We start from the raw sequence: 23,347 nt of genomic DNA on the forward strand, positions 1-23,347 counted from the left end.
TCGAAAACGCCACGGGCAAATCTCGGGTCTACAGAATGATAGGCGGGTTGGCGAGAGGCTGCCGAAAGACTAACGGCCGGGGATACCGGCCGTCGATTGAGGGTACTTCGAGAGTTGGGCGGCTACTTGAGCCGGCGTTCCACGCCTTTCTCGACGAGGATCTTGGCGGAGATCTCTTCCACCGAGAAATGCGTCGAGTTGATGTAGGCGATGTTCTCGCGGCGGAACAGGTTCTCCACCTCGCGGACCTCGAACTCGCACTGGGCGAAGCTGGCGTAGCGGCTGTTGGGTTTGCGCTCGTTGCGGATGGAAGTCAGCCGGTCGGGATCGATGGTCAGGCCGAACAGCTTGTGCTTGTAGGGCTTGAGCGCGTTGGGCAATTGCAGGCGCTCCATGTCTTCCTCGGTCAGCGGGTAGTTCGCCGCGCGGATGCCGTACTGCAACGCCATATAAAGGCAGGTCGGGGTCTTGCCGGAGCGCGACACGCCCACCAGGATCAGGTCGGCCTTGTCGTAGTAGTGGGTGCGGGCGCCGTCGTCGTTGTCGAGCGCGAAGTTGACCGCGTCGATACGCTCCATGTAATTGGAGTTGTGGCCAATGCTGTGGGATTTTCCGACGGAATACGACGAGTCGGCGGATAATTCCTGCTCGAGCGGGGACAAAAACGTCGAGAAGATGTCAATCATGAAACCGTTGGATTGCGCAAGGACCGAACGGATCTCGCGGTTTACGATGGTATCGAAGATGATCGGGCGTGCCCCGTCCGCCTCGGCAGCGTTGTTGATTTGCTGTACCATGACGCGCGCTTTTTCTTCGGTATCGATGTAAGGTCGCGTCAGTTTGACGAAATTGATGTTCTCGAACTGCGCAAGAAGGCTCTGGCCGAGGGTTTCGGCAGTAATGCCGGTGCCATCGGAAATGAAGAATGCAGTTCGTTTCATATGCGCTGCGGGCCTTAAGGTAGGAACGTTTCTTGGCTATGATAGGCCGCGCGTTTGCAAGGCCCTTTGCCGGGGCATTCTTACTCATTTTTCTGGCCCGGGCCAGAAGAGTGGCGCCGCACCGGCCCGTACGACCTTTTCCAACACCTTAGTGGAGAGATCACCTTGGTAGAGTACGTAGTTTCCCTCGATAAGCTCGGCGTCCATGATGTCGAACGTGTGGGGGGCAAGAACGCATCCCTGGGCGAAATGATCAGCAACCTCGCCGGTGCTGGTGTTTCCGTACCAGGTGGTTTCGCCACCACCGCCCAGGCCTACCGTGACTTCCTCGAGCAGAGCGGCCTTAACGATCGCATCCATGCTGCGCTGGACGCTCTCGATGTGGATGACGTGAATGCCCTGGCCAAGACCGGTGCGCAGATCCGCCAATGGGTGATGGATGCCGAATTCCCGGCCCAGCTCGACGCCGATATCCGCAAGGCCTTCACCGAGATGGCCGCCGGCAACGACAACATGGCCGTTGCCGTACGCTCCTCGGCAACCGCCGAAGACCTGCCGGACGCCTCCTTCGCCGGCCAGCAGGAGACCTTCCTGAACATCCGCGGCGTGGACAACGTGATCCGCGCGGCCAAGGAAGTCTTCGCCTCCCTCTTCAACGACCGTGCCATCGCCTACCGCGTGCACCAGGGCTTCGACCACAAGCTGGTCGCCCTGTCCGCCGGTGTGCAGCGCATGGTCCGCTCCGAAACCGGCACCGCCGGCGTGATGTTCACCCTGGACACCGAATCCGGTTTCCGTGACGTGGTGTTCATCACCGGCGCCTATGGCCTCGGCGAGACCGTGGTGCAGGGCGCGGTGAACCCCGACGAGTTCTACGTCCACAAGCCGACCCTGGAAGCCGGCCGCCCGGCGATCCTGCGTCGCAACCTGGGCAGCAAGGCCATCAAGATGGTCTACGGCGAAGAAGCCAAGGCCGGCAAGTCGGTCAAGGTGGTCGACGTGGAGAAGGCCGATCGCGCCCGCTTCGCCCTGTCCGACGCCGAAGTGACCGAGCTGGCCAAGCAGGCCCTGATCATCGAGAAGCACTACGAGCGTCCGATGGACATCGAGTGGGCCAAAGATGGCGACGACGGCAAGCTGTACATCGTCCAGGCCCGCCCCGAGACCGTGAAGAGCCGCGTCAGCGCCACCGTGATGGAGCGCTACCTGCTCAAGGAAAAGGGCAAGGTCCTGGTGGAAGGCCGCGCCATCGGCCAGCGCATCGGCGCAGGCCCGGTGAAGGTGATCCACGACGTTTCCGAGATGGACAAGGTCCAGCCGGGCGACGTACTGGTCTCCGACATGACCGACCCGGATTGGGAGCCGGTGATGAAGCGTGCCAGCGCCATCGTCACCAACCGTGGCGGCCGTACCTGCCACGCGGCGATCATCGCCCGTGAACTGGGCATCCCCGCTGTCGTCGGCTGTGGCAACGCCACCGCGGCGCTGAAGGATGGCCAGCGTGTGACCGTATCCTGCGCCGAAGGCGACACCGGCCTGATCTATGAAGGCGAACTGGGCTTCGACATCCGCCAGAACTCGGTCGATGCCATGCCGGAGCTGCCGTTCAAGATCATGATGAACGTCGGCAACCCCGACCGCGCCTTCGACTTCGCCCAGCTGCCGAACGAAGGCGTGGGCCTGGCTCGCCTGGAATTCATCATCAACCGCATGATCGGCGTGCACCCCAAGGCGCTGCTGAACTTCGCCAGCCTGCCGGCGGACATCAAGGAGAGCGTCGAGAAGCGCATCGCCGGTTACGACGATCCGGTCGGCTTCTACGTCGAGAAGCTGGTCGAGGGCGTCAGCACCCTGGCCGCTGCCTTCTGGCCGAAGAAGGTCATCGTGCGTCTGTCGGACTTCAAGTCCAACGAATATGCCAACCTGATCGGCGGCAAGCTCTACGAGCCGGAAGAAGAGAACCCGATGCTCGGCTTCCGTGGCGCCTCGCGCTACATCAGCGAGTCCTTCCGCGACTGCTTCGAGCTCGAATGCCGCGCGATGAAGAAGGTCCGCAACGAGATGGGCCTGACCAACGTCGAGCTGATGGTGCCCTTCGTGCGTACCCTGGGCGAAGCCTCCCAGGTCGTTGACCTGCTGGCCACCAACGGCCTCAAGCGTGGCGAGAACGGCCTGCGCGTCATCATGATGTGCGAGCTGCCGTCCAACGCCCTGCTGGCCGATGAGTTCCTGGAGTTCTTCGACGGCTTCTCCATCGGTTCCAACGACCTGACCCAGCTGACCCTGGGCCTGGACCGTGACTCGGGCATCGTCGCGCACCTGTTCGACGAGCGTAACCCGGCGGTGAAGAAGCTCCTGTCCAACGCCATCCAGGCGTGCAACCGTGCCGGCAAGTACATCGGCATCTGCGGCCAGGGCCCGTCGGACCATCCGGACCTCGCCAAGTGGCTGATGGAACAGGGCATCGAGAGCGTGTCGCTGAACCCCGACTCGGTTCTCGACACCTGGTTCTTCCTCGCCGAAGGCCACTCCTGACAGTTCCTTCACCATCCATGAGAAGGGCGGGTGATTTCACCCGCCCTTTTTTGTGCCAGCCGATTCCATGCAAAGCAGCAGTCAACTCTTTCCCGTCGCGCTGATGAGCGCAGAGTTCCGCGGTGACCTCACCGAGGACGTATACCGCTTGAAACCGGGTAACAGCCCCGATTCCAGTGTCGAGCTGGTGCTGACCCGTCTCGGGCAGCGCGATGGCTCCCGTGGCGTGCCGGTGATCCTTCTGCACGGCAGCTTTTCCAACCGCCGCTTCTGGTATTCACCCAGGTGCATCGGCTTCGGCCCGTATCTGGCGCGTGCCGGCTTCGACGTCTGGATTCCGGAGATGCGCGGGCACGGGCTTTCTCCGCGCAATCAGGACTATGACCGCAACCGCGTGGCCGACTATGCGCGCTTCGACCTGCCGGCCATCGCCCGCTTCGTCGTCGAGCAGAGTGGTCAGGCGCCGCACTGGATCGGCCATTCCCTGGGCGGTATCACCCTCGCGGCGGCGCTCGGTGGCGGCTATCTGGAGGACGGGCAGGCGGCCAGCGTGGCGCTGTGTGGCAGCCAGATCAGCCGTACCTACTGGCCGCTCAAGCTGCCGCCGGTGGCCTGGAGCGGGCGCTTCCTGCTCAAGCGCATGGGCGGGCTGTCCGGCTCCAGGCTCAAGCGCGGTCCGGAAGACGAGCCGCTCGGCCTGGCTCTGGAAACCCTGCGCTGGTACAGCCTGTTCGGTCGCTTCGGCGAGAAGGACAACGACTGGTGGGGCGGTCTGCAGAACGTCAAGGTGCCGGTGCTGGCGGTGGCCTCCGACGGTGATTACCAGGACCCGGCCTGGGCCTGTCGCCAACTGCTGGAGCAGTTTGGCTCCGAGGCTCGGGAATACCTGCGCCTGGGCAAGCGCCACGGATTCTCCGAAGACTATGGTCATGTCGAGATGCTGATCAGCAAGGGCGCGCAGCGTGAAGTCTGGCCTCTGTTGCAGCACTGGCTGGAGCACGGTGCATTGCCGGCCGGGCAAGGCGCTCTGGCGCAGGCTTGAGCGTTCCTCGCTGGCGCCGTAGCGGTTAGACTGTGACGCCAGTGAGCCTTTCGGTCACGTCAGGGCCGGATTGCCGTATCCGTTTTCATCAAGAGGAGCGTCTCCATGCATTACGTCACCCCCGATCTGTGCGATGCCTACCCGGAGCTGGTCCAGGTCGTCGAGCCGATGTTCAGCAACTTCGGCGGGCGGGACTCCTTCGGTGGCGAGATCGTCACCATCAAGTGCTTCGAGGACAACTCGCTGGTCAAGGAGCAGGTCGAGAAGGACGGCAAGGGCAAGGTCATGGTGGTGGACGGCGGCGGCTCCCTGCGCCGCGCGCTGCTGGGCGACATGCTGGCCGAGAAGGCGGCGAAGAACGGCTGGGAAGGCATCGTGGTGTATGGCTGCATCCGTGACGTCGACGTGATCGCCCAGACCGACCTGGGCGTGCAGGCGCTGGCCAGTCACCCGATGAAGACCGACAAGCGCGGCATCGGCGACCTGAACGTCGCAGTGACCTTCGGTGGCATCACCTTCCGCCCGGGCGAGTTCGTCTATGCCGACAACAACGGCATCATCGTTTCGCCTAAAGCGTTGAAAATGCCGGAGTAAATCGAACCTCCGAGCGCGGTTCGAGTCAATGCCGGAAGCGAAGGCTTCCGGCATTTTTCATGGAGCGCCCCCAAGGGCGAACGCGGGAGAGGGCATGCAGGCATACGAAAGTGGCACCGAGCGTGGCTTGATCGACGGCTTCGTGCTTGATGGGCGTGGCGGTGCCCGGGAGATATCCCGCAACGAATTGCCGTTGCTGGACCTCAAGCCCGAGGAAAGTCTCTGGGTGCACTGGGACCGCGGTGTGCCGGAGGCGCAAGCCTGGCTGCGTGAGTCCAGCGGGCTCAACGAGTTCGCCTGCGACCTGCTGCTGGAGGAGGCGACCCGTCCGCGACTGGTCGATCTGGGTGGCGAGCGCCTGCTGCTGTTCCTGCGGGGCGTGAACCTGAACCCCGGAGCGGTGCCCGAGGACATGGTGTCGCTGCGCGTCTACGCCGAGTCGCAACGGGTGATTTCCCTGCGTTTGCGCCCGCTCAAGGCGGTGGCCGACCTGCGCACCGACCTCGCGGCCGGGCGCGGCCCGAAGACGGCGTCGGAAGTGGTGCTGTATCTAGCGCATTACCTCACCGACCGGGTCGATACGCTGATCGGTGGTCTGGCCGACCAGCTCGACGCCATGGAGGAAGCCATCGAGGAGGACGAGCGCAGCATTCCCGATCAGCACCAACTGCGGACGCTGCGCCGGCGGGCTGCCGGGTTGCGGCGCTATCTCTCGCCGCAGCGCGATATCTACGCGCAGATGATCAAGTTCAAGCTGTCCTGGACGGTCGCCGATGACGCCGACTACTGGAACGAGCTGTACAACCGCCTGACCCGGAACCTGGAGGAGCTGGAGCTGGTTCGCGAGCGCATCAGCCTGATCCAGGAGGCCGAACATCGTCGAATTACCGAGCGAATGAACCGCACCATGTATCTGCTGGGTATAATTACCGGCTTTTTCCTGCCCATGAGCTTCGTGACGGGGCTTCTGGGTATCAACGTCGGCGGCATTCCCGGCTCCAGCGCACCCTACGGCTTCGCCGTGGCCTGCCTGCTGATCCTTGGGATTGCCACCTTCCAGTGGTGGATCTTCCGCCGCCTGCGTTGGCTCTAGGTTGTGACTTTTGAGGTGGTGAGGGCGTCAAGCACCTCACACAGGCGAGGTGCGTATGCACGACCCATTTGAAGAATCCTTGCGTGATCTGCTGAAGATGCCGCCGGAGCAGCCGGGCGACGACTCGCGCCTGGATCGCGTGCTCAAGACCGCCAACCGCCAGGTCGGCGCGGGCGACCTGTTCAGCCTCATGGGCCACTGGCTGGAGGCGCTGTCCATTGGGGTCACCCGTGGCGCCGCGCACCTTGCACCCGTATCGCGCCACGTGCAGAATTCCGCCCCTTCCGCTGACAAGGCCGATTGAACATGCAATTCGACATCTGGACGCAAAGCCTGCTCACCGCCATGAACACCCTGTGGGGCAAGCTGGCCGGGTTCATTCCGAACCTGCTCGCCGCGCTGGTGATCGTGCTGCTCGGCTTCATCGTCGCCAAGCTGCTCGACGCGCTGCTGTCCAAGCTGCTGGCCAAGCTGGGCCTGGATCGCCTGATGGCGGGCACCGGCCTGACCAAGCTGATGTCCCGGGCCGGGATCCAGGTGCCGGTCTCGACCCTGATCGGCAAGATCATCTACTGGTTCGTGCTGCTGGTGTTCCTGGTCTCCGCTGCGGAGTCGCTGGGCCTGCAGCGCGTATCCGCCACCCTCGACATGCTCGCGCTGTACCTGCCGAAGGTCTTCGGCGCGGCGCTGGTGCTGATCGTCGGCATTCTCCTCGCCCAGCTGGCCAACAGCCTGGTGCGCGGCGCCGCGGACGGTGTCGGTCTCGAATACGCCAATGGCCTGGGGCGTGTCGCCCAGTGGCTGGTCATCATCATCAGCATCTCGGTGGCCATCGGCCAGCTCGAGGTCAAGACCGACCTGCTGAACTACATCATTGCCATCGTGCTGATCACCATCGGCCTGGCGGCAGCGCTGGCCCTGGGCCTTGGCAGCCGCGAAGTCGCCGGCCAGATCATCGCGGGCATTTATGTGCGTGAGCTGTACCACGTCGGGCAACAAGTGAAAGTCGCGGATGTCGAAGGCATCATCGAGGAAATTGGTACCATCAAGACTATCCTGCTGACGGAAGAGGGCGAGCTGGTGTCCATTGCCAACCGCATCCTGCTCGATCAGCGAGTGACCAGTCGCTGAGATGATGACCGATCGCCGATGCCGCTCCACGCGAGCCGCGTCGGCCGCTGACATGACCTGGCCCGACCCGACTTGAACACGCCGCAATCACTTCCCTTGCGCTACGACCCGCGCCAGCTTACCGATGAGGAGCTGGTGGAGCGTTCTCATGCGGAACTGTTCCACGTGACCCGAGCCTATGAAGAGCTGATGCGCCGCTACCAGCGCACGCTGTTCAATGTCTGTGCCCGATATCTGGGCAATGACCGGGACGCCGATGATGTGTGTCAAGAAGTGATGTTGAAGGTTCTGTATGGTTTGAAGAACTTCGAGGGTAAATCGAAGTTCAAGACCTGGCTGTACAGCATCACTTACAACGAGTGCATTACCCAATATCGGAAGGAGCGGCGCAAACGGCGATTGCTCGATGCGCTGAGTCTGGACCCGGTGGAGGAGGCTTCCGAAGAGAAGGCTCCGAAAGTGGAAGAGCGCGGTGGACTAGACCGATGGCTAGTTCATGTCAATCCCATTGATCGGGAAATTCTGGTATTGCGATTCGTGGCCGAGCTCGAGTTCCAGGAAATCGCCGATATCATGCACATGGGGTTGAGCGCTACCAAAATGCGCTACAAGCGTGCACTCGATCGATTGCGCGAAAAGTTTTCCGGTGTGACGGAATCATAGTTTAGTAAATATTGTCTCTTTGGCCGGGAAGTTCTGATAAACTTGCCACCCAAGTTGTACGGCCTATGGTTTGACAACTTATTGACCACCAAGATGGGGATTTAACGGATGAAACTGAAGAACACCCTTGGCGTCGTTGTCGGCTCTGTAATCGCCGCCACCGCTGTAAACGCCTTCGCTCAAGGCCAGGGCGCGGTCGAGGTCGAGGCCTTCGGCAAGCGCTACTTCACCGACAGCACCCGCAACATGAAGAACGCGGATCTGTACGGCGGCTCCGTCGGCTACTTCCTGACCGACGACGTCGAGCTGGCTCTGTCCTACGGTGAGTACCACGACGTTCGTGGCACCTACGAGACCGGCAACAAGAAGGTTCACGGCAACCTGAGCACTCTGGATGCCATCTACCACTTCGGCACCCCGGGTGCTGGTAACCTGCGTCCGTACGTGTCGGCAGGTATCGGTCACCAGAGCCTGACCAACATCAATTCCGACAACGGCGGTCGTCAGAACCTGACCATGGCCATGATCGGTACCGGTCTAAAGTACTACTTCACCGAGAACTTCTACGCCAAGGCGAGCCTCGACGGTCAGTACGGCCTGGAGCAGCGTGACAACGGTCACCAGGGCGAGTGGATGGCTGGTCTGGGTGTTGGTATGAACTTCGGTGGTGGCAAAGCCGCCCCGGCTCCGGAGCCGGTTGCTGAAGTCTGCTCCGACTCCGACAACGACGGCGTCTGCGACAACGTCGACAAGTGCCCGAACACCCCGGCCAACGTCACCGTTGACGCCAACGGCTGCCCGGCTGTTGCTGAAGTCGTTCGCGTTCAGCTGGACGTGAAGTTCGACTTCGACAAGTCCAAGGTTAAAGAGAACAGCTACGCTGACATCAAGAACCTGGCTGACTTCATGAAGCAGTACCCGTCCACCTCCACCACCGTTGAAGGCCACACCGACTCCGTCGGCACCGACGCCTACAACCAGAAGCTGTCCGAGCGTCGTGCCAACGCCGTTCGTGACGTACTGGTCAACGAGTACGGTGTTGAAGGCGGCCGCGTAAACGCTGTTGGTTATGGTGAGAGCCGTCCGGTTGCTGACAACGCAACTGCCGAAGGCCGCGCTGTTAACCGCCGCGTAGAAGCCCAAGTAGAAGCCCAAGCCAAGTAATTGGTCTGAGCTGCTGAGAAAAACCCGGCCTAGGCCGGGTTTTTCTTTGCCTGCGAGAAAGTTTTCGGATCAGGCGGTACGCTCCAGAGCGAGCTGTTGCGCGGCGGCGGCCACCTCGCCGATCACCAGGATTGCCGGGCTTTTCAGGGCAAAGCGCCGGGCATCTTCGAGCATGTCCTTGATCCGGCTGCGGTACTCGCGCTGGCTGGGCAGGGAGGCATTCTCGATCATCGCCACCGGCATCTCGGCGGGCATTCCGCCGTCCAGCAGGCCGTCGCGGATTTCCGCCAGTTTCGCCACGCCCATGTACACCACCAGCGTCGTGCCGCCCTCGGCCAGGCCGCGCCAGTTCAAGGGGCTGTCGTCCTGGGTGTGCGCGGTTACAAGGGTCACACCTCGACTCACGCCGCGCAGGGTCAGCGGGATGCGACACTGAGTCGCAGCTGCCAGTCCGGCAGTGATGCCGTTCACCAGTTCGCACTCGATACCCCGCACACCAAGCCACTCGGCCTCCTCGCCGCCACGCCCGAAGATGCACGGATCGCCACCTTTGAGGCGCGCCACACGCCGTCCTTGGCGGGCATGGCGCAGCATCAGCCGGTGGATGAAATCCTGCGGCGTGGAGCGGCAGCCGCCGCGCTTGCCGACGGAAATCACCCGCGCCGTCGGGCAGTGTTCCAGCACCGCCGGGTTCACCAGATCATCGATCAGGACCACCTCGGCCTGTGCCAGGGCGCGTACTGCCTTCAGGGTCAGCAGTTCCGGATCACCCGGGCCCGCGCCGATCAGCCAGACTTTTCCACTCATGATCCATCTCCTCGGGCTGCCGTCTACGCGGCGTGATTCAGGCCGTTGCGGCCAGCGGACGCTGGGCCAGCAGGCGCTTGATTTCCGGTACGCAGGAACCGCAGGCGGTCCCGCACTTGAGTTCGCACTTGAGGCCGTCCAGGTCCAGGTCCTGGTCGATGCCGGCCTGGATGCGGCTCTGGCTGACGTCCAGGCAGTTGCACAGGATCTTGTCGGCCGTAGCGCCGGCTTTGCCCGGCGCGGCACTGAGGGGCGCGAGTAGCCAGCGGCGCAGTTCCTGATCGGCGCGGCCTTCCTTCCACAGTTCGCGCAGCCAGGCGTGCGCTGCCGTTTCGCCCGCCAGGCGCAGCGAGACGATGCGCGATTGCTCGATGCGTACGCGTTTGCCGACCGAGAGACGGGGGTCGTCGTACGCCATGACTGGCCCATCGTTGAGATTGAGCAGCGCATCGATGGAGGCCAGCCATTCCGCGCTCGGCGCCTTATGGTGCGCGGCCCGGATCACCAGGGCCGGGCGCTCGCGGCCAGTGGGGCTGAAGCTGGCGTAACGCAGGCCTTCGAACAGCGGGCGCAGGGCATCGAAACGTTTCTGTACATCGCCTTCCACCAGGGCGAAGAACTGCCAGGGCAGCTCGATACGGCTGACTTCCACCGTGGCGTGTTTCAGCTCGGGCTGACGTGACAGCGGGTCCACGGCCGGCAATGTGAGTACGTTGACGCCCAAACCTTTGAGGAAGCGGTCACCCCAGTGCATCGGCAGGAAAGCCTGGCCGGGCCGCAGACGATCGTCGGCCTGCACCGGCAGCACCAGCTCGCCACGACGACTGTGCAGGCGGACCAGTTGGCCGTCGCTGATGCGTCGGCGGCGCAGTTCGTCCGGGTGCAGGCCAAGCACGGCTTCTTCTACGTGACCGAACAGCTGCGGCGCGGTGCCGGTGCGGGTCATGCCGTGCCACTGATCACGCAGGCGCCCGGTGTTGAGGATCAGCGGATAGCGCGCATCGCGTTTTTCCTTCGGTGCGCGATAGGGCTCGGCGATGAGCCGGGCGCGGCCATTGGCGGTGGGGAATTGCCCGTCGCTGTAGAGGCGCTCGGTGCCTTGGGTTGCGTGCAAAGGGAAGGGCCATTGCTGCGGGCCGCGAGTGTCCAGCAGGGCGTAACTGATGCCGGATAGGTCGAGATCGCGCTCGCGGGTCAGCAATTTGTACTCATCGAACAGTGCTGCCGGCGAGTCGAAGTCGAACAGGCTGGTCTCGCCGGGGCGCAGGCGCTGCTCCAGGCGGCGGGCGAAATCGCAGACGATGCTCCAGTCCGCGCGCGCCTCGCCGATGGCGGTTATGGCCGGGCGCACATGACTGATGCGGCGTTCGGAGTTGGTCACCGTACCTTCCTTTTCGCCCCAGCTGGCGGCCGGCAGCAGCAGGTCGGCGTACTGGCAGGTTTCGCTGGTGCTGAAGGCTTCCTGGACGATGACGAAGGGGCAGGCGGCCAAGGCTTCGCGCACGCGGGTCTGGTCTGGCAGGGACTGCGCCGGGTTGGTGCAGGCGATCCACAGGGCCTTGATGCGTCCGTCCCGCACGCCGTCGAACAGCTCGATGGCGCTCAGGCCGGGATTCTGCGGCAGGTGCTCGACGCCCCAGTAGGCGGCGACTTCCGCGCGGTGTTCGGCATTGCCGGCTTCGCGATGGCCGGGTAGCAGGTTGGACAGGCTGCCGGTCTCGCGGCCGCCCATGGCATTGGGTTGGCCGGTGAGGGAGAAGGGGCCGGCGCCGGGACGGCCGATCTGCCCGGTGGCCAGGTGCAGGTTGATCAGTGCACTGTTCTTCGCGCTGCCGGCGGTGGATTGGTTCAGGCCCATGCACCAGAGCGAGAGAAAGGAGGGCGCTTGGCCGATCCACTGGGCGGCGTGCTGCAGGTCATCCACGGCGATGCCGCAGATTTCCGCCACGGCGAGCGGGCCGTAGTCGCGCACCAGCGCCTTGAGTTCGTTCAGACCTTCGGTGTGAGCATCGATAAAGGCGCGGTCGATCCAGCCTTCCCAGAGCAGGATGTGCAGGATGCCGTGGAACAGCGCAACGTCGGTGCCGGGCAGGATGGCCAGGTGCAGGTCGGCCTGTTCGGCGGTGTCAGTGACGCGCGGGTCGATGACGATCAGCTTCATCTCCGGGCGCCGCGCGCGGGCCTCTTCCAGGCGACGGAACAGTATCGGGTGGGCGTAGGCCATGTTGCTGCCGGCGATCATCACGCAGTCGGCCCGCTCGATGTCCTCGTAGCTGCAGGGCGGGGCGTCGGCGCCAAGGCTGCGCTTGTAGCCGACTACCGCAGAAGACATGCACAGCCGCGAGTTGCTGTCGATGTTGTTGGTGCCGACCAGGGCGCGGGCGAGCTTGTTGAAGGCGTAGTAGTCCTCGGTGAGCAGTTGGCCGGATACGTAGAAGGCCACGCTGTCCGGTCCGTGCTCGCGAATGGTCTCGGCGAAGATGCCTGCCGCATGCTCCAGCGCGGTGTCCCAGTCGGTCCGGGTGCGCGACAGGCCCTTGCCCAGGCGCAGCTCCGGGAACTGCGCGCGGGCGGAGGCATCGCCGGTGAGGTGCAGGGTCGAACCCTTGCTGCACAGGCGGCCGAAGTTGGCCGGATGCTGCGGGTCGCCCTGTACGCCCAGGATGCGCTCGTCGTCGTGTTCGATCAGTACGCCGCAGCCCACGCCGCAGTAGCAGCAGGTGGATGCGGTGGTGCGACGGTTCGGGTTCATGGCGCGGCCTCGCTGCAGTGTTTCGGCAAAGTGGGGATCAGGCGCAGTGGGCCTGATCCAGAACAGCAAGACCGCGCAGGGCCAGCAGCACCCGGCCGTCCTCGACCTTCACGTCGTGGCGATGGGCGCAGCCCTGGTCGGGGGCGACGGCTTCGCCATTGGCCAGTTCGATCTGCCAGTTATGCAGCGGGCAGGCCACGCGCTTGCCGTAGATGAGCCCCTGGGACAGCGGGCCGCCCTTGTGCGGGCAGCGGTCGTCGAGGGCGAAGACTTCGTCGTCGGAAGTGCGGAAGATCGCGATGTCGCCCTGGGGGCCGGCGATGACGCGCGAGCCCAGCGGGTTAATGTCGTCCAGGGCGCAGATGTCCAGCCAGTTCATGAGATGTCTCCAGCGATGCGGTGATTGGGGGCCCCGGTGACGGGGCCCGTCGTGCACTCAGGCGGTTTCCAGTTGCTTGAGCGGAATCCGTTCGAATTCCTTCTTCAGCGGTTGCTGGGCGATGCGCTCCTGCCACGGGTCCTGCTCCAGCGACAGGGAGAATTGCAGGCGCGCGTTGAGCGCCTGGCGGTTCTCCGCGTCCTCCAGCACGGCCTTCTTGATGCGCTCCATGCCCACGCGTTGCAGGTAATGCACGGTGCGTTCGAGGTAGAAGGCCTCCTCGCGGTAGAGCTGCAGGAAGGCGCCGCTGTACTCGCGCACTTCTTCGGCGGTCTTGAGCTTGACGAAGAACTCCGCCACCTCGGTCTTGATCCCGCCGTTGCCGCCGATGTACAGCTCCCAGCCCGAATCCACGCCGATGATGCCGATGTCCTTGATGCCGGCCTCGGCGCAGTTGCGCGGGCAGCCGGAGACCGCCAGCTTGACCTTGTGCGGCGACCACATGTTGAACAGGTCGTGCTCCAGGTCGATGCCCAACTGGGTCGAGTTCTGCGTGCCGAAGCGGCAGAACTCGCTGCCCACGCAGGTCTTCACCGTACGGATGGACTTGCCGTAGGCATGGCCGGAGGGCATGTCCAGCTCCTTCCAGATTGCCGGCAGGTCGTCCTTCCTGATGCCCAATAGGTCGATGCGCTGGCCGCCTGTGACTTTCATCATGGGCACCTGGTACTTGTCGGCGACGTCGGCGATGCGCCGCAGTTCGGCGGCATTGGTCACGCCGCCCCACATACGCGGGACCACCGAGTAGGTGCCGTCCTTCTGGATGTTGGCGTGGGCGCGTTCGTTGATCAGGCGCGACTGCGGGTCGTCCTTGGCCTCGCCCGGCCAGGTGGAGATCAGGTAGTAGTTCAGTGCCGGGCGGCAGGTGGCGCAGCCGTCCGGAGTGCGCCAGTCCATGAAACGCATGGCGGAGCTCAGCGAGGTCAGGTGATGCTCGCGGATCGCTTGGCGTATCTGGCCGTGGTTGAGGTCGCTGCAGCCGCAGATGGCTTTCTCGCTCTTGGGCTTCACGTCCGCCGCGCCGCCCACGGTGCTGATCAGGATCTGTTCCACGAGCCCTGCGCAGGAACCGCAGGAGCTGGCGGCCTTGGTGTGCTTCTTCACCTCGTCGACGCTGAACAGGCCGTTCTCCTGGATCGCCTTGACGATGGTGCCCTTGCACACGCCGTTGCAGCCGCAGACTTCGGCGCTGTCAGGCATGTTCGCCGCGCTGTTCTGGCCCTGATGGCCGACGTCGCCAATGCTGCTCTCGCCGAACATCAGATGGTCGCGGATCTCGGCGACGTTGTGGTTCTCTCGGATCTGCCGGAAGTACCAGCCACCGTCGGCGGTGTCGCCGTAGAGGCAGGCGCCAACCAGCACGTCGTCCTTGATCACCAGCTTCTTGTACACGCCGCCGATGGGGTCGGAGAGGGTGATGGTCTCGGTGCCTTCGCCGCCCATGAATTCGCCAGCGGAGAACAGGTCGATGCCGGTGACCTTGAGCTTGGTGGAGGTCACCGAGCCCTGGTAGCGGGCGAAGCCGAGCATGGCCAGGTGGTTGGCGCAGACCTTGGCCTGCTCGAACAGCGGCGCCACCAGGCCGTAGGCGATGCCACGGTGGCTGGCGCATTCGCCCAGGGCGTAGATGCGCGGATCGTAGGTTTGCAGGGTGTCGTTGACCAGGATGCCGCGGTTGCAGGGCAGGCCGGTCTTCTCGGCGAGTTCCGTATTGGGGCGTATGCCGGCGGCCATCACCACCAGGTCGGCGGCGATCACCTCGCCGTCCTTGAAGCGCACGGCGCAGACGCGGCCGCTGCCGTCGTCGATCAGCTCCTCAGTCTGGGTGTTGAGGCGGAAATGAATGCCGCGTGATTCCAACGCACTTTGCAGCAGTTTGCCAGCAGTGCGGTCCAGCTGGCGCTCCAGCAGCCAGTCGGAGAGGTGCACCACGGTCACGTCCATGCCGCGCTGCTTGAGACCGTTGGCGGCCTCCAGGCCGAGCAGGCCGCCGCCGATGACCACCGCGTGGCTATGGCTGCCGGCGGTGTCGATCATGGTTTGGGTGTCGGCGATGTCGCGGTAGCCGATCACGCCCTCCAGGCGGTTGCCCGGCACCGGCAGGATGAAGGGGTTGGAGCCGGTGGCGATCAGCAGGCGGTCGTATTCAGCTTCGCTGCCGTCCGCGGCGTAGACCTTGCGGCGGTGGCGGTCGATGCGGGTGACCTTGCGGTTGAGCAGCAGGCGGATGCCATTCTCGCTGTACCAGTTGAGGTCGTTGAGGACGATGTCCTCGAAGGCCTGTTCGCCGGCCAGCACGGGGGAGAGCAGGATACGGTTGTAGTTGGGGTGGGGCTCGGCGCCGAACACGGTGATGTCGTAGAGGTCGGGCGCGATCTTCAGCAGTTCTTCGAGGGTGCGCACACCGGCCATGCCGTTGCCGATCAGTACGAGCTTGAGCTTTTTCATGTCAGGGCTCCGTCACGCAATCGCGGAAAACAAAAAAGGCGTCCCGCCGGTTACCCAGCGAGGACGCCTTTGTCCAAGGGATCGAGAAGTGCGAGCCTCTTCGTTGAGGGACGCGCTTTTGTAGATTGTTGCTGTGGGTACTGCAGGGCACGTGCCAACTTGTGCTGTGCCAGTATTTTCGTGCCTTGCACTGCATTGGCCGGTGATTTTTCCGGGGCGTGTGCACTGCGCTGAAGCGTTTTGAACCGAACTGGTGCGCCCTCAGCCGCGATGCATCAGCCAGAGAATCAGCCCCAGGTTGACGGCCAGGGAGGCGAGGGCAATCCCGCGCCAGACCCGCAGCGGCTCGCGCTCCAGCAAGGGGCGTGGTCGTGCTGGAGCCTGGCGTTCGCCTTGTTCCAGGGTGAGCAGGCATTGCTCGGCGGTTTCGAAACGTTGCTGCGGCTGCGCTGTGATCAGTCGACCCAGCCAGTCGTCCAGCCAGGCCGGGACGTCAGGTCGATAACGACTGGCCGGGGCGGGCGTGCCGAAGCGCGGATGCTGGAAGGCTTCGATCTCGCCGTAGGGATAATGGCCGCAGAGCAGGCGGTACAGCGTGACGCCGGCGGCGTAGAGGTCCTGGCGGGCGTCCGGCGCTGCGCCCTGGAAGGCTTCGGGTGCGAGGTAGCTCGGGGTGCCGGGCAGGTCGTGCGGGTCCTCGCGGGACAGGCCCGGGCAATACGCCAAGCCGAAGTCCAGCAGGCGCAGCTCGCCGTCGTTGGCCCAGTGCAAGTTCTCCGGCTTGATGTCGCGGTGCAGGATGTTGCGCCGGTGCAGTTGGCCCAGGCCGCGCAGCAGGCGTTGGGCGATATCCATCCAATCCGGCAGGTTCAGCGGGCCGTTCAGCTTGAGGTGCTCGTCCAGGGGCTGCCCGGGGTATTCGCGCATTACGTAGTAGAGGTGCTGGCGTTGCGGCAGGCTGTGCAGCTCGGGAAAGTAGCGGCCCTGTACGCGGCGCAGGAACCATTCCTCCAGCAGCAGCGACTGGCCGGCGTCCGCTGCATCGCTCAATGCCGGTGGCAGGGTCTTGAGCAGCCAGGGGCGACCCTGGCGGTCGCGCACGCGGTAGATCAGCGACTGACGCGACTGTGCGAGTCGGCCTTCTACCTGCCAGCCCTCGAACTCCTGTTCGTCCCGCAATGCCGGTGGCGCCGGCCAGTGGTCGAGCTGGGCGAGGGCATCGCCGAGGCTGGCCGGCGGCAATTCGTCCACGCGCAGGAGCAGCGCACTGGCGTTGTCCTGGCTGCCGGCCAGATGCGCGGCGTTGACCAAGGCATCGGTGCAGGCTTCGAGGGATTGCGCGTCTTCCAGCAGACGCTGGATGGCGTTGTCGCCCAGCGCGGCCCAGACACCGTCGCTGACCAGCAGGAAAGATTGCCCGGCTTCCAGCTCTCCGTCGCAGTAGTCCACCACCAGGTGCTGGTCGAGGCCCAGGGCGCGCTTGAGCACGTGCTGCATGCCGGGCTGCTCCCAGACGTGGTCCTGGGTCAGGCATTCCAGTTGTCCTGCGTGCCAGCGGTAGAGGCGGCAGTCGCCGACGTGGGCGAGGGTGAAACGCCGCCCGCGTAATACCAGGGCGGTCAGCGTGGTGAGCAGCGGCTGGCCGCCGCCATTGGCCTGCAACCAGCGGTTCTGCGAGAGCAGCAGGCGGTCGAGGGCCTGGGCGACGGCCCAGGTCTCGGGGGTGGCGTAATAATCGGCGGCCAGCGCCTGCAGCGTCAGGCGCGCGGCCAGACCGCCGTCGGCGCAATGGCTGACGCCGTCGGCGATGGCGAACAGGTGCCCCTTGCTGGCGGCCAGCCCTGCGGGTGGAGTGACCACCCGCAGGGCATCCTGGTTCTCGTCGCGCGGGCCGGTGGCGCTGGCCTGGGCGAAGCTCAGGCGCAGCTCATTGTAGGAGCGAGCTTGTGATCCACAGGGATGTGGGGAATGCCGACTATTGTCGGGAACACAATCGGCCTCGCGAACGCCTTTCCCGGTGACTGCCGCGTTAAGCGGTTCGCGAGCAAGCTCGCTCCTACAGGTCATGGCTACACCCGCGCGGCGGTGACGGCTGCGCTGCCCCAGGTGGTGCGCCAGCGTAGCTTCACCCCATGCAACCCGAACCAGGCGAGCACGCCGAGGCTGGCGAACAGCCAGAGACCGAGCTGGTAGTCGCCGGTGGCCTGCTTGATCGCACCCAGGCCCGCTGTCAGGCAGAAGCCGCCGATACCGCCGGCCATGCCGATCAGGCCGGTCATCACGCCGATGGTCTGGCGGAAGCGCTGCGGCACCAGCTGGAACACCGCTCCGTTGCCCGCACCGAGGCTGAGCATGGCGACTACGAAGAGACTCAGTGCCGCCACTGCGCTGGGCAGGTGGAAGCCCACGGCGGCGATGCAGATGGCGGCAACGGTGTACATCACTAACAGGCTGCGGATGCCCCCAATGCGGTCGGCCAGGGCACCGCCCAGTGGACGCATCAGGCTGCCGGCGAAGACGCAGGCGGCGGTGTAGTAGCCGGCTTTCACCGGGTCGAGGCCGTATTGGTCGTGGAAGTAGCCGGGCAGGGTGCTGGCAAGGCCGAGGAAGCCGCCGAAGGTGACGCTGTAGAAGAACATGAACCACCAGCTATCACGGTCGCCCAGGGCCTTCAGGTAATCCCCCAGGGATTTTGCCGGCGGTCGCTCCGGAGCGTTGCGGGCGAGCAGGGCAAATACCACCAGGGTCGCCAGCAGCGGGATCAGCGCGAAGCCGAAGACGTTCTGCCAGCCGAAGGCGGCGGCGATGGCCGGGGCGAACAGCGCGGTCAACACGGTGCCGGAGTTGCCGGCGCCGGCGATGCCCATGGCCTTGCCCTGGTGCTGCGGCGGGTACCACTGCGAGGCCAGTGGCAGCGCCACGGCGAAGGAGGCGCCGGCCATGCCCAGCAGCACACCGAGGATCATCGCCTGTTCCAGGCTGTGGATGCCCAGCTGCCAGGCGCCCAACAGCGCGCAGATGACGATCACCTGGCCGAGGATGCCGGCGGCCTTCGGCGACCAGCGATCGGCCAGCAGGCCCATGAGAAAGCGCAGGATGGCGCCGGAGAGGATCGGCGTGGCGACCATCAGCGCGCGCTGCTGGGTGGTCAGTTGCAGGTCGGTGGCGATCTGCACTGCCAATGGGCCGAGGACGTACCAGACCATGAAGCTCAGGTCGAAATACAGGAAGGCGGCAAACAGGGTCGGCGCGTGGCCGGCTTTCCAGAAACTCGTGTTCATCGAACACCTCATCAGCAACGGTTGAGAACCCCGGTCGTGCGCCACAAGGCAGCCGCCGGGGTCGAGAAAGGTCGGAGGGGGCTGATGACGTTTTGACGCAGGCCGCGTTGCCGCGACAAATCACGCCAGGCGAGGCGCGGGATGCAGGAAATGGTCATTCCCTTTTCAAGTCGCGCAACGACGCATGGCGTGATTTGCCGCGCAACCCGAAGGGACGGGCCGCATTTTGCGCAGTGCTGCGTTACTCGTCGTTCGTTTGGAATGACCAAATCACTCTCCTCGCGCCTTGCCCTGCGCAAAATGCGGCGCTGTCGCGGTCGCGGCAAAACGTCATCAGACCCCTGAGCCCCTACGCCGGGGCAAACGAAAAAGGCGTCGCTCCACCCACCGCACTGCGCGGGTGTGGATGCGACGCCTTTGTCGAAGTCGGGTAATCGCCGTTGATTACCATCACCTTGCGTAGAGCAAGGCGCGGGCCAAGACCGCAAATCTCAGGTGAACCAATGGGTTAGCAGAGAGCGTGAAGCCTTGGGTGTGCCACAACGGGGCGCTCGCGGTCAGGGCGTGCTCCCCGTTGGGGCGGCGGGTCATTGGGTGGGCGGGGAAGGGAAAACCACCGCTGGACCCTTGGGGGCGCTGCCCGGCGGTAGGTAGGCAGGGGCGACATTTCCTGCCGGTCCCAGTTGGCGGACGAAGCGGTAAATGCTGCGCAGATCGTCCTCGTTCATCACACGCAGCACATAGGATGGCATCGGCGGCCGGAAATTCGCCTGTCGCGCCGTGGCCAGCCACTGCTCCTCGCTGCGGCCCTGCATGTACAGGCGCAGATTGGCGGGGTAGGTGGTGCCCCAGGGGCCGTTCCAGCCCAACTGGTCGCCGATAAGCCAGGTGCTTTCCGGGACTTTCTCGGGGGCCATGGCGTAGCCGGGGGTATGGCAGTCGTTGCAGCCGGCGATCTGCACCAGATAGCGGCCGCGTTGCAGGGGATCGGTGTCTGCCGCCGGGCACGGCGTGGACAGGGTCAGGATAGGCAGGCACAGACAGCCGGACAGCGCGCCCACCCGAAGGAAGGACGGCATTGGGAGTTCTCCTCTGATGTCGGTTTGATAGACGGCTCCAGAGGTATAGCGCGTTGCCAGCATCGCCGCCCGGCGAGGATCAGGCGATCCAGTTCACATTGGGGAATGCGTCACGAAACGCCTGAGGAATGGGGGTGACCTTGCCGGCCTGGTAGTCGAAGAACACGAAGCCGGACTTGGCCATGGCGACCAGGGTTCCGTCCGCTGGGCGGGTGATGCGGAAGATGATGTCGCCGCCGTACTTGTTGAAGTCCATGACGCCGACTTCGAACAGCAACTGGTCGCGGGCGTGGGCCTCGGCGCGGTAGGTGGTGGCCAGGTCGGTGACGATGATGCCGCTCTCGCGGATGCCGTAATCGAACAGGAAGCGCGCGCGGGCCTCGGAGATCATGGAGATCATCGAGTCGTTGCCCAGGTGCTTGGCGCCGTTGATGTCGGTGACGCGCACGGTCAGCTTGGTGCCGTAGATGAAGAGTTCTTCGGGGAATTCCAGTTTCAGGCGGGCCATGGCGCTCTCGGATCGGGGAAGGTGCGCCATTGTACGGAGCCCGCCGCCGGTTTCGCAGTGCCATAGGCGGGCTGAATGGGCGCGTCAGTGCGCCAGGTTGACGTGGTAGAAGGTGACGCGACCACCCTCGTCAGTGGGACCGTAGTTGTCGTTGATATAGGCGCCGGCCTTGAAGTAGAGCAGTTGCTTGCTCCAGGTGGTGCTCAGGGCCTGGCGGTAATACTGCTGCTCGCCATCGGAGGTTTCGGCGCGCAGGCCTAACTGGCCGGTGGACGTCACACGCAGGCTGTAGGTGACTCGCTCGTTCAGGCGCACATCGGTGAGCAGCGGGATATTCTTGCTTTCGCTGTCGTCCGGGTGGTTGCGCACCAGGGCTTCGATACTGCCGGTCTGGGTCTTGGGGTAGTAGTGGTACTGCAGCTTCACCAGCGGTTCGCCGTCGCCGCTGGTAGGCGATTTGCTGTGGATCTGGCCGATGATGATCTTGTTCTGCGAGGGAACGCGACCGACGCTGACTGTGGCGCGCAACTCGTTGTCGCCGCCGGTGTAGTACCAGTTGTAGATGCTGCCGTCGCGTTTGGTCTCGCGCAGCTCGGTACGCGGGTAGGTGCTGTCTTCGCTGTGGGAGCCGTTGACCGGCACCCAGAACACGATGGTGTCGCCATCGCGCTTGAAGTAGCTGCTCTGGTAGCCGTCGAGCAGTTGCTGGGTGGTGATTTCGGTGGGGCGGGGGTCGCTGGGAACGCTGAGGTTCCAGGTGGAAAGGTCGATCATGCTGTCTCGCTCACTAGGGGGCGGATGCGACCGGCAGGTACCTAGCCGACGGGTCGCACTACGGACTTCCATGGTCATGCAATGGAAGCGAGGGCACCGCGCGAGGTTTAGCGCGGCGCGCGGAGGATACGCAGTGGCCGCACCGGCGGGGGCCAGCAGGCGGGCTGGCGTTCTGATCGCGGGGTGCCGCCGCTGGCAGATGGCCTGTCAGTGCCCCAGCATTTCGTGCATCGCAATGATCTGCTCGGCCACCTGCACCAGCTTCTGCTGGCGCCCCATGGCCTGGCGGCGCATCAGGGTATAGGCCTCTTCCTCGGCGCAGCCCTTCATCTTCATCAGCAGCCCCTTGGCCAGTTCGATGCGCTTGCGCTCGGCCAGTTGCTGCTCGCGGGCCTGCAGTTGCGCGCGCAGTGCCTGGTCGCTCTCGAAGCGGGCCATGGCGACGTCGAGGATCGGTTGCAGGCGCTCGGCCTGGATGCCCTCGACGATGTAGGCGCTGACCCCGGAACGGATGGCCTGGCGCATCACTTGCGGGTCGTGTTCGTCGGTGAACATGACGATGGGGCGCGGCTGGTCGCGGCTGACCAGCACCACCTGTTCCAGTACATCGCGGCCGGGGGATTCGGTATCGATCAGGATCACATCCGGGCGCAGGGCTTCCACGCGTTGCGCCAGGTCGACGGTGAGGCCTGATTCGTCGACCACCTCGAAACCGGATTCCACCAGCGCTGCCTTGAGGCGCCCGACCTTCTTCGGGGTGTCGTTGATCAGCAGGACGCGCAACATGCTCAGTCTCGCTCCGTCAGGGCATTCAATTCGAAGCCGTGGGCATAGCTGGTCGGATCGCTGCCATCCCAGATTCGCCCATCGATCAGCGTCGAGCTCCGCATGTCGACGTTCGGCACCGCTACGCCAATGGCTTCGGCGGCTTCGCGGTACAGGTCGAGCCGTTGGACCCGGCGGGCAATGCCCAGGTAGTCGATGTCCTCGCGCAGCAGGCCCCAGCGGCGGAACTGGGTCATGAACCACATGCCGTCGGACAGCCACGGGAAGTTGGCCTGTCCGCCGTCGTGGAAACGCAGCGGATGGGCATCCTGCCAGGCGTGGCCGAGGCCGTCCTGATAGCGACCGAGCAGGCGTGGCTCGATGCTGGAGACCGGTGCGTCGATGTAGTCGCGCCCGCTGATCAATTGCGCAGCGCTGCGCAGGTTGTCCTCGCTGGCCTCGATGAAGCGGCTGGCATCGAGCAGGCTCATCACCAGGGCGCGGGCGGTGTTGGGGTATTGCTCGACGAAGGCGCGGGTGGTGCCCAGCACCTTTTCCGGGTGGTCCGGCCAGATCTGCTGACTGGTCGCCAGGGTGAAGCCCAGGCCTTCGTCCACCGCCAGCGCGCCCCAGGGGCCTCCGGCACAGAAACCATCGATGCGCCCGGCCTTCAGGTGCTCCACCATCTGCGCCGGCGGCACCACCAGCGAGCGCACGTCACGCAGCGGGTGGATGCCGTGACTGGCCAGCCAGTAATACAGCCACAGGGCATGGGTGCCGGTGGGGAAGGTGTGCGCCAGGGTCAGCGGCGCACCGTTGTGGAGCGCGTGCTGGCGGAGTGCTTCAGCACAGGTCACGCCGTCGCGCATCAGCGGAGCGGAAAGATTGATCGCCTGGCCGTTCTGGCACAGCCCCATGAGCACGGCCATCTCGGTGGCGGGTGTGCCGCCCAGGCCGAGCTGCATGCCGTAGATCAGGCCGTAGAGCCCCTGGGCCGCATCCAGCTCGCCGCTGAGCAGGCGATCGCGCAGGCCGGCCCAGGAGCTTTGCCGCTGCAGGTTGAGGGTCAGGCCGTAGGGCTGGGCGAAGCCCTGAGTGGCGGCGACCACCAGGGATGCGGAGTCGGTGAGGGCCATGAAGCCCAGATTCAGGGCGCTCTTCTCCGGTGCGTCGGAGCCGGCGACCCAGGCCAGGCTGTCCGGACGGCCTCTGGTGCTGTCGATCATTTCCACCTCTGAAGGCAAAGGGCGTCGCTCCGCTGACCATCGATGGGCGGGAAGGCGACGTCATCGTCTTTCAGGGCCCGCCGTTGGGCTGCCTGCTGCAGGGCG

General features: G+C 64.6%; 20 protein-coding genes. 8 read left to right on the forward strand and 12 right to left on the reverse strand.

Annotation, left to right across the window (positions count from 1 at the left end; all coding sequences use genetic code 11):
• Positions 1 to 122: 122 nt before the first annotated feature.
• Entirely contained in the window at positions 123 to 941 is an 819-nt protein-coding gene (locus SD196_RS10755) for a pyruvate, water dikinase regulatory protein (protein ID WP_152222596.1), read from the reverse strand.
• Positions 942 to 1,106: 165 nt separating this feature from the next.
• On the opposite strand from SD196_RS10755, the gene ppsA reads away from it, so the two are divergent.
• The 8 genes from ppsA (at position 1,107) to SD196_RS10795 (ending at position 9,163) form a co-directional block, all read left to right on the forward strand.
• Positions 1,107 to 3,476 (forward strand): phosphoenolpyruvate synthase, encoded by a 2,370-nt coding sequence (gene ppsA / locus SD196_RS10760; RefSeq protein ID WP_275607683.1) that lies wholly within the window; start codon positions 1,107 to 1,109, stop codon positions 3,474 to 3,476.
• A gap of 67 nt (positions 3,477 to 3,543) precedes the next feature.
• Entirely contained in the window at positions 3,544 to 4,518 is a 975-nt protein-coding gene (locus SD196_RS10765) for an alpha/beta fold hydrolase (protein WP_331314105.1), read from the forward strand.
• A 105-nt stretch (positions 4,519 to 4,623) separates the two neighbouring features.
• On the forward strand, positions 4,624 to 5,112 hold the full coding sequence (rraA, locus tag SD196_RS10770) for a ribonuclease E activity regulator RraA (RefSeq protein WP_152222602.1): 489 nt from the start codon (positions 4,624 to 4,626) through the stop codon (positions 5,110 to 5,112).
• Between the two features lie 94 nt (positions 5,113 to 5,206).
• Positions 5,207 to 6,205 (forward strand): zinc transporter ZntB, encoded by a 999-nt coding sequence (locus SD196_RS10775; protein ID WP_275607681.1) that lies wholly within the window; start codon positions 5,207 to 5,209, stop codon positions 6,203 to 6,205.
• Between the two features lie 49 nt (positions 6,206 to 6,254).
• A complete protein-coding gene (locus SD196_RS10780) occupies positions 6,255 to 6,509 on the forward strand; it encodes a CrfX protein (protein ID WP_275607680.1) in 255 nt (84 codons plus the stop codon).
• Between the two features lie 2 nt (positions 6,510 to 6,511).
• Positions 6,512 to 7,336, forward strand: a complete 825-nt coding sequence (locus SD196_RS10785; protein WP_275607679.1) for a mechanosensitive ion channel family protein — start codon at positions 6,512 to 6,514, stop codon at positions 7,334 to 7,336.
• Between the two features lie 72 nt (positions 7,337 to 7,408).
• On the forward strand, positions 7,409 to 7,999 hold the full coding sequence (sigX, locus tag SD196_RS10790) for an RNA polymerase sigma factor SigX (protein ID WP_275607678.1): 591 nt from the start codon (positions 7,409 to 7,411) through the stop codon (positions 7,997 to 7,999).
• Positions 8,000 to 8,107: 108 nt separating this feature from the next.
• A complete protein-coding gene (locus SD196_RS10795) occupies positions 8,108 to 9,163 on the forward strand; it encodes an OmpA family protein (RefSeq protein ID WP_275607677.1) in 1,056 nt (351 codons plus the stop codon).
• Positions 9,164 to 9,232: 69 nt separating this feature from the next.
• On the opposite strand, the gene cobA is transcribed toward SD196_RS10795, so the two are convergent.
• The 11 genes from cobA to SD196_RS10850 all read right to left on the reverse strand — a co-directional run bounded on the left by cobA (position 9,233) and on the right by SD196_RS10850 (position 23,242).
• Positions 9,233 to 9,970 (reverse strand): uroporphyrinogen-III C-methyltransferase, encoded by a 738-nt coding sequence (gene cobA, locus SD196_RS10800; RefSeq protein ID WP_275607676.1) that lies wholly within the window; start codon positions 9,968 to 9,970, stop codon positions 9,233 to 9,235.
• A gap of 37 nt (positions 9,971 to 10,007) precedes the next feature.
• On the reverse strand, positions 10,008 to 12,722 hold the full coding sequence (locus SD196_RS10805) for a molybdopterin-dependent oxidoreductase (RefSeq protein ID WP_416311431.1): 2,715 nt from the start codon (positions 12,720 to 12,722) through the stop codon (positions 10,008 to 10,010).
• A 37-nt stretch (positions 12,723 to 12,759) separates the two neighbouring features.
• Entirely contained in the window at positions 12,760 to 13,101 is a 342-nt protein-coding gene (nirD, locus tag SD196_RS10810; protein WP_331314115.1) for a nitrite reductase small subunit NirD, read from the reverse strand.
• A 57-nt stretch (positions 13,102 to 13,158) separates the two neighbouring features.
• Entirely contained in the window at positions 13,159 to 15,609 is a 2,451-nt protein-coding gene (gene nirB / locus SD196_RS10815) for a nitrite reductase large subunit NirB (RefSeq protein ID WP_416311432.1), read from the reverse strand.
• Positions 15,610 to 15,870: 261 nt separating this feature from the next.
• A complete protein-coding gene (locus tag SD196_RS10820) occupies positions 15,871 to 17,676 on the reverse strand; it encodes a protein kinase domain-containing protein (protein WP_416311433.1) in 1,806 nt (601 codons plus the stop codon).
• 2 nt (positions 17,677 to 17,678) lie between these two features.
• Positions 17,679 to 18,890 (reverse strand): nitrate/nitrite transporter, encoded by a 1,212-nt coding sequence (locus SD196_RS10825; protein WP_275607671.1) that lies wholly within the window; start codon positions 18,888 to 18,890, stop codon positions 17,679 to 17,681.
• A 587-nt stretch (positions 18,891 to 19,477) separates the two neighbouring features.
• Positions 19,478 to 19,969, reverse strand: coding sequence for a cytochrome C (locus SD196_RS10830; RefSeq protein ID WP_370601307.1), 492 nt, complete (start codon positions 19,967 to 19,969; stop codon positions 19,478 to 19,480).
• A gap of 79 nt (positions 19,970 to 20,048) precedes the next feature.
• Positions 20,049 to 20,477, reverse strand: a complete 429-nt coding sequence (locus SD196_RS10835; RefSeq protein WP_416311434.1) for a thioesterase family protein — start codon at positions 20,475 to 20,477, stop codon at positions 20,049 to 20,051.
• Between the two features lie 84 nt (positions 20,478 to 20,561).
• Complete coding sequence (locus tag SD196_RS10840) at positions 20,562 to 21,251, reverse strand: polysaccharide lyase family 7 protein (RefSeq protein ID WP_275607668.1); 690 nt, start codon at positions 21,249 to 21,251, stop codon at positions 20,562 to 20,564.
• Between the two features lie 207 nt (positions 21,252 to 21,458).
• Positions 21,459 to 22,037 (reverse strand): ANTAR domain-containing response regulator, encoded by a 579-nt coding sequence (locus SD196_RS10845; protein WP_331314126.1) that lies wholly within the window; start codon positions 22,035 to 22,037, stop codon positions 21,459 to 21,461.
• A 2-nt stretch (positions 22,038 to 22,039) separates the two neighbouring features.
• Positions 22,040 to 23,242 (reverse strand): CmpA/NrtA family ABC transporter substrate-binding protein, encoded by a 1,203-nt coding sequence (locus SD196_RS10850; RefSeq protein ID WP_416311435.1) that lies wholly within the window; start codon positions 23,240 to 23,242, stop codon positions 22,040 to 22,042.
• Positions 23,243 to 23,347 lie beyond the last annotated feature (105 nt).

This window comes from Pseudomonas macauensis (assembly GCF_047902425.1).
Taxonomy (GTDB): Bacteria; Pseudomonadota; Gammaproteobacteria; order Pseudomonadales; family Pseudomonadaceae; genus Pseudomonas.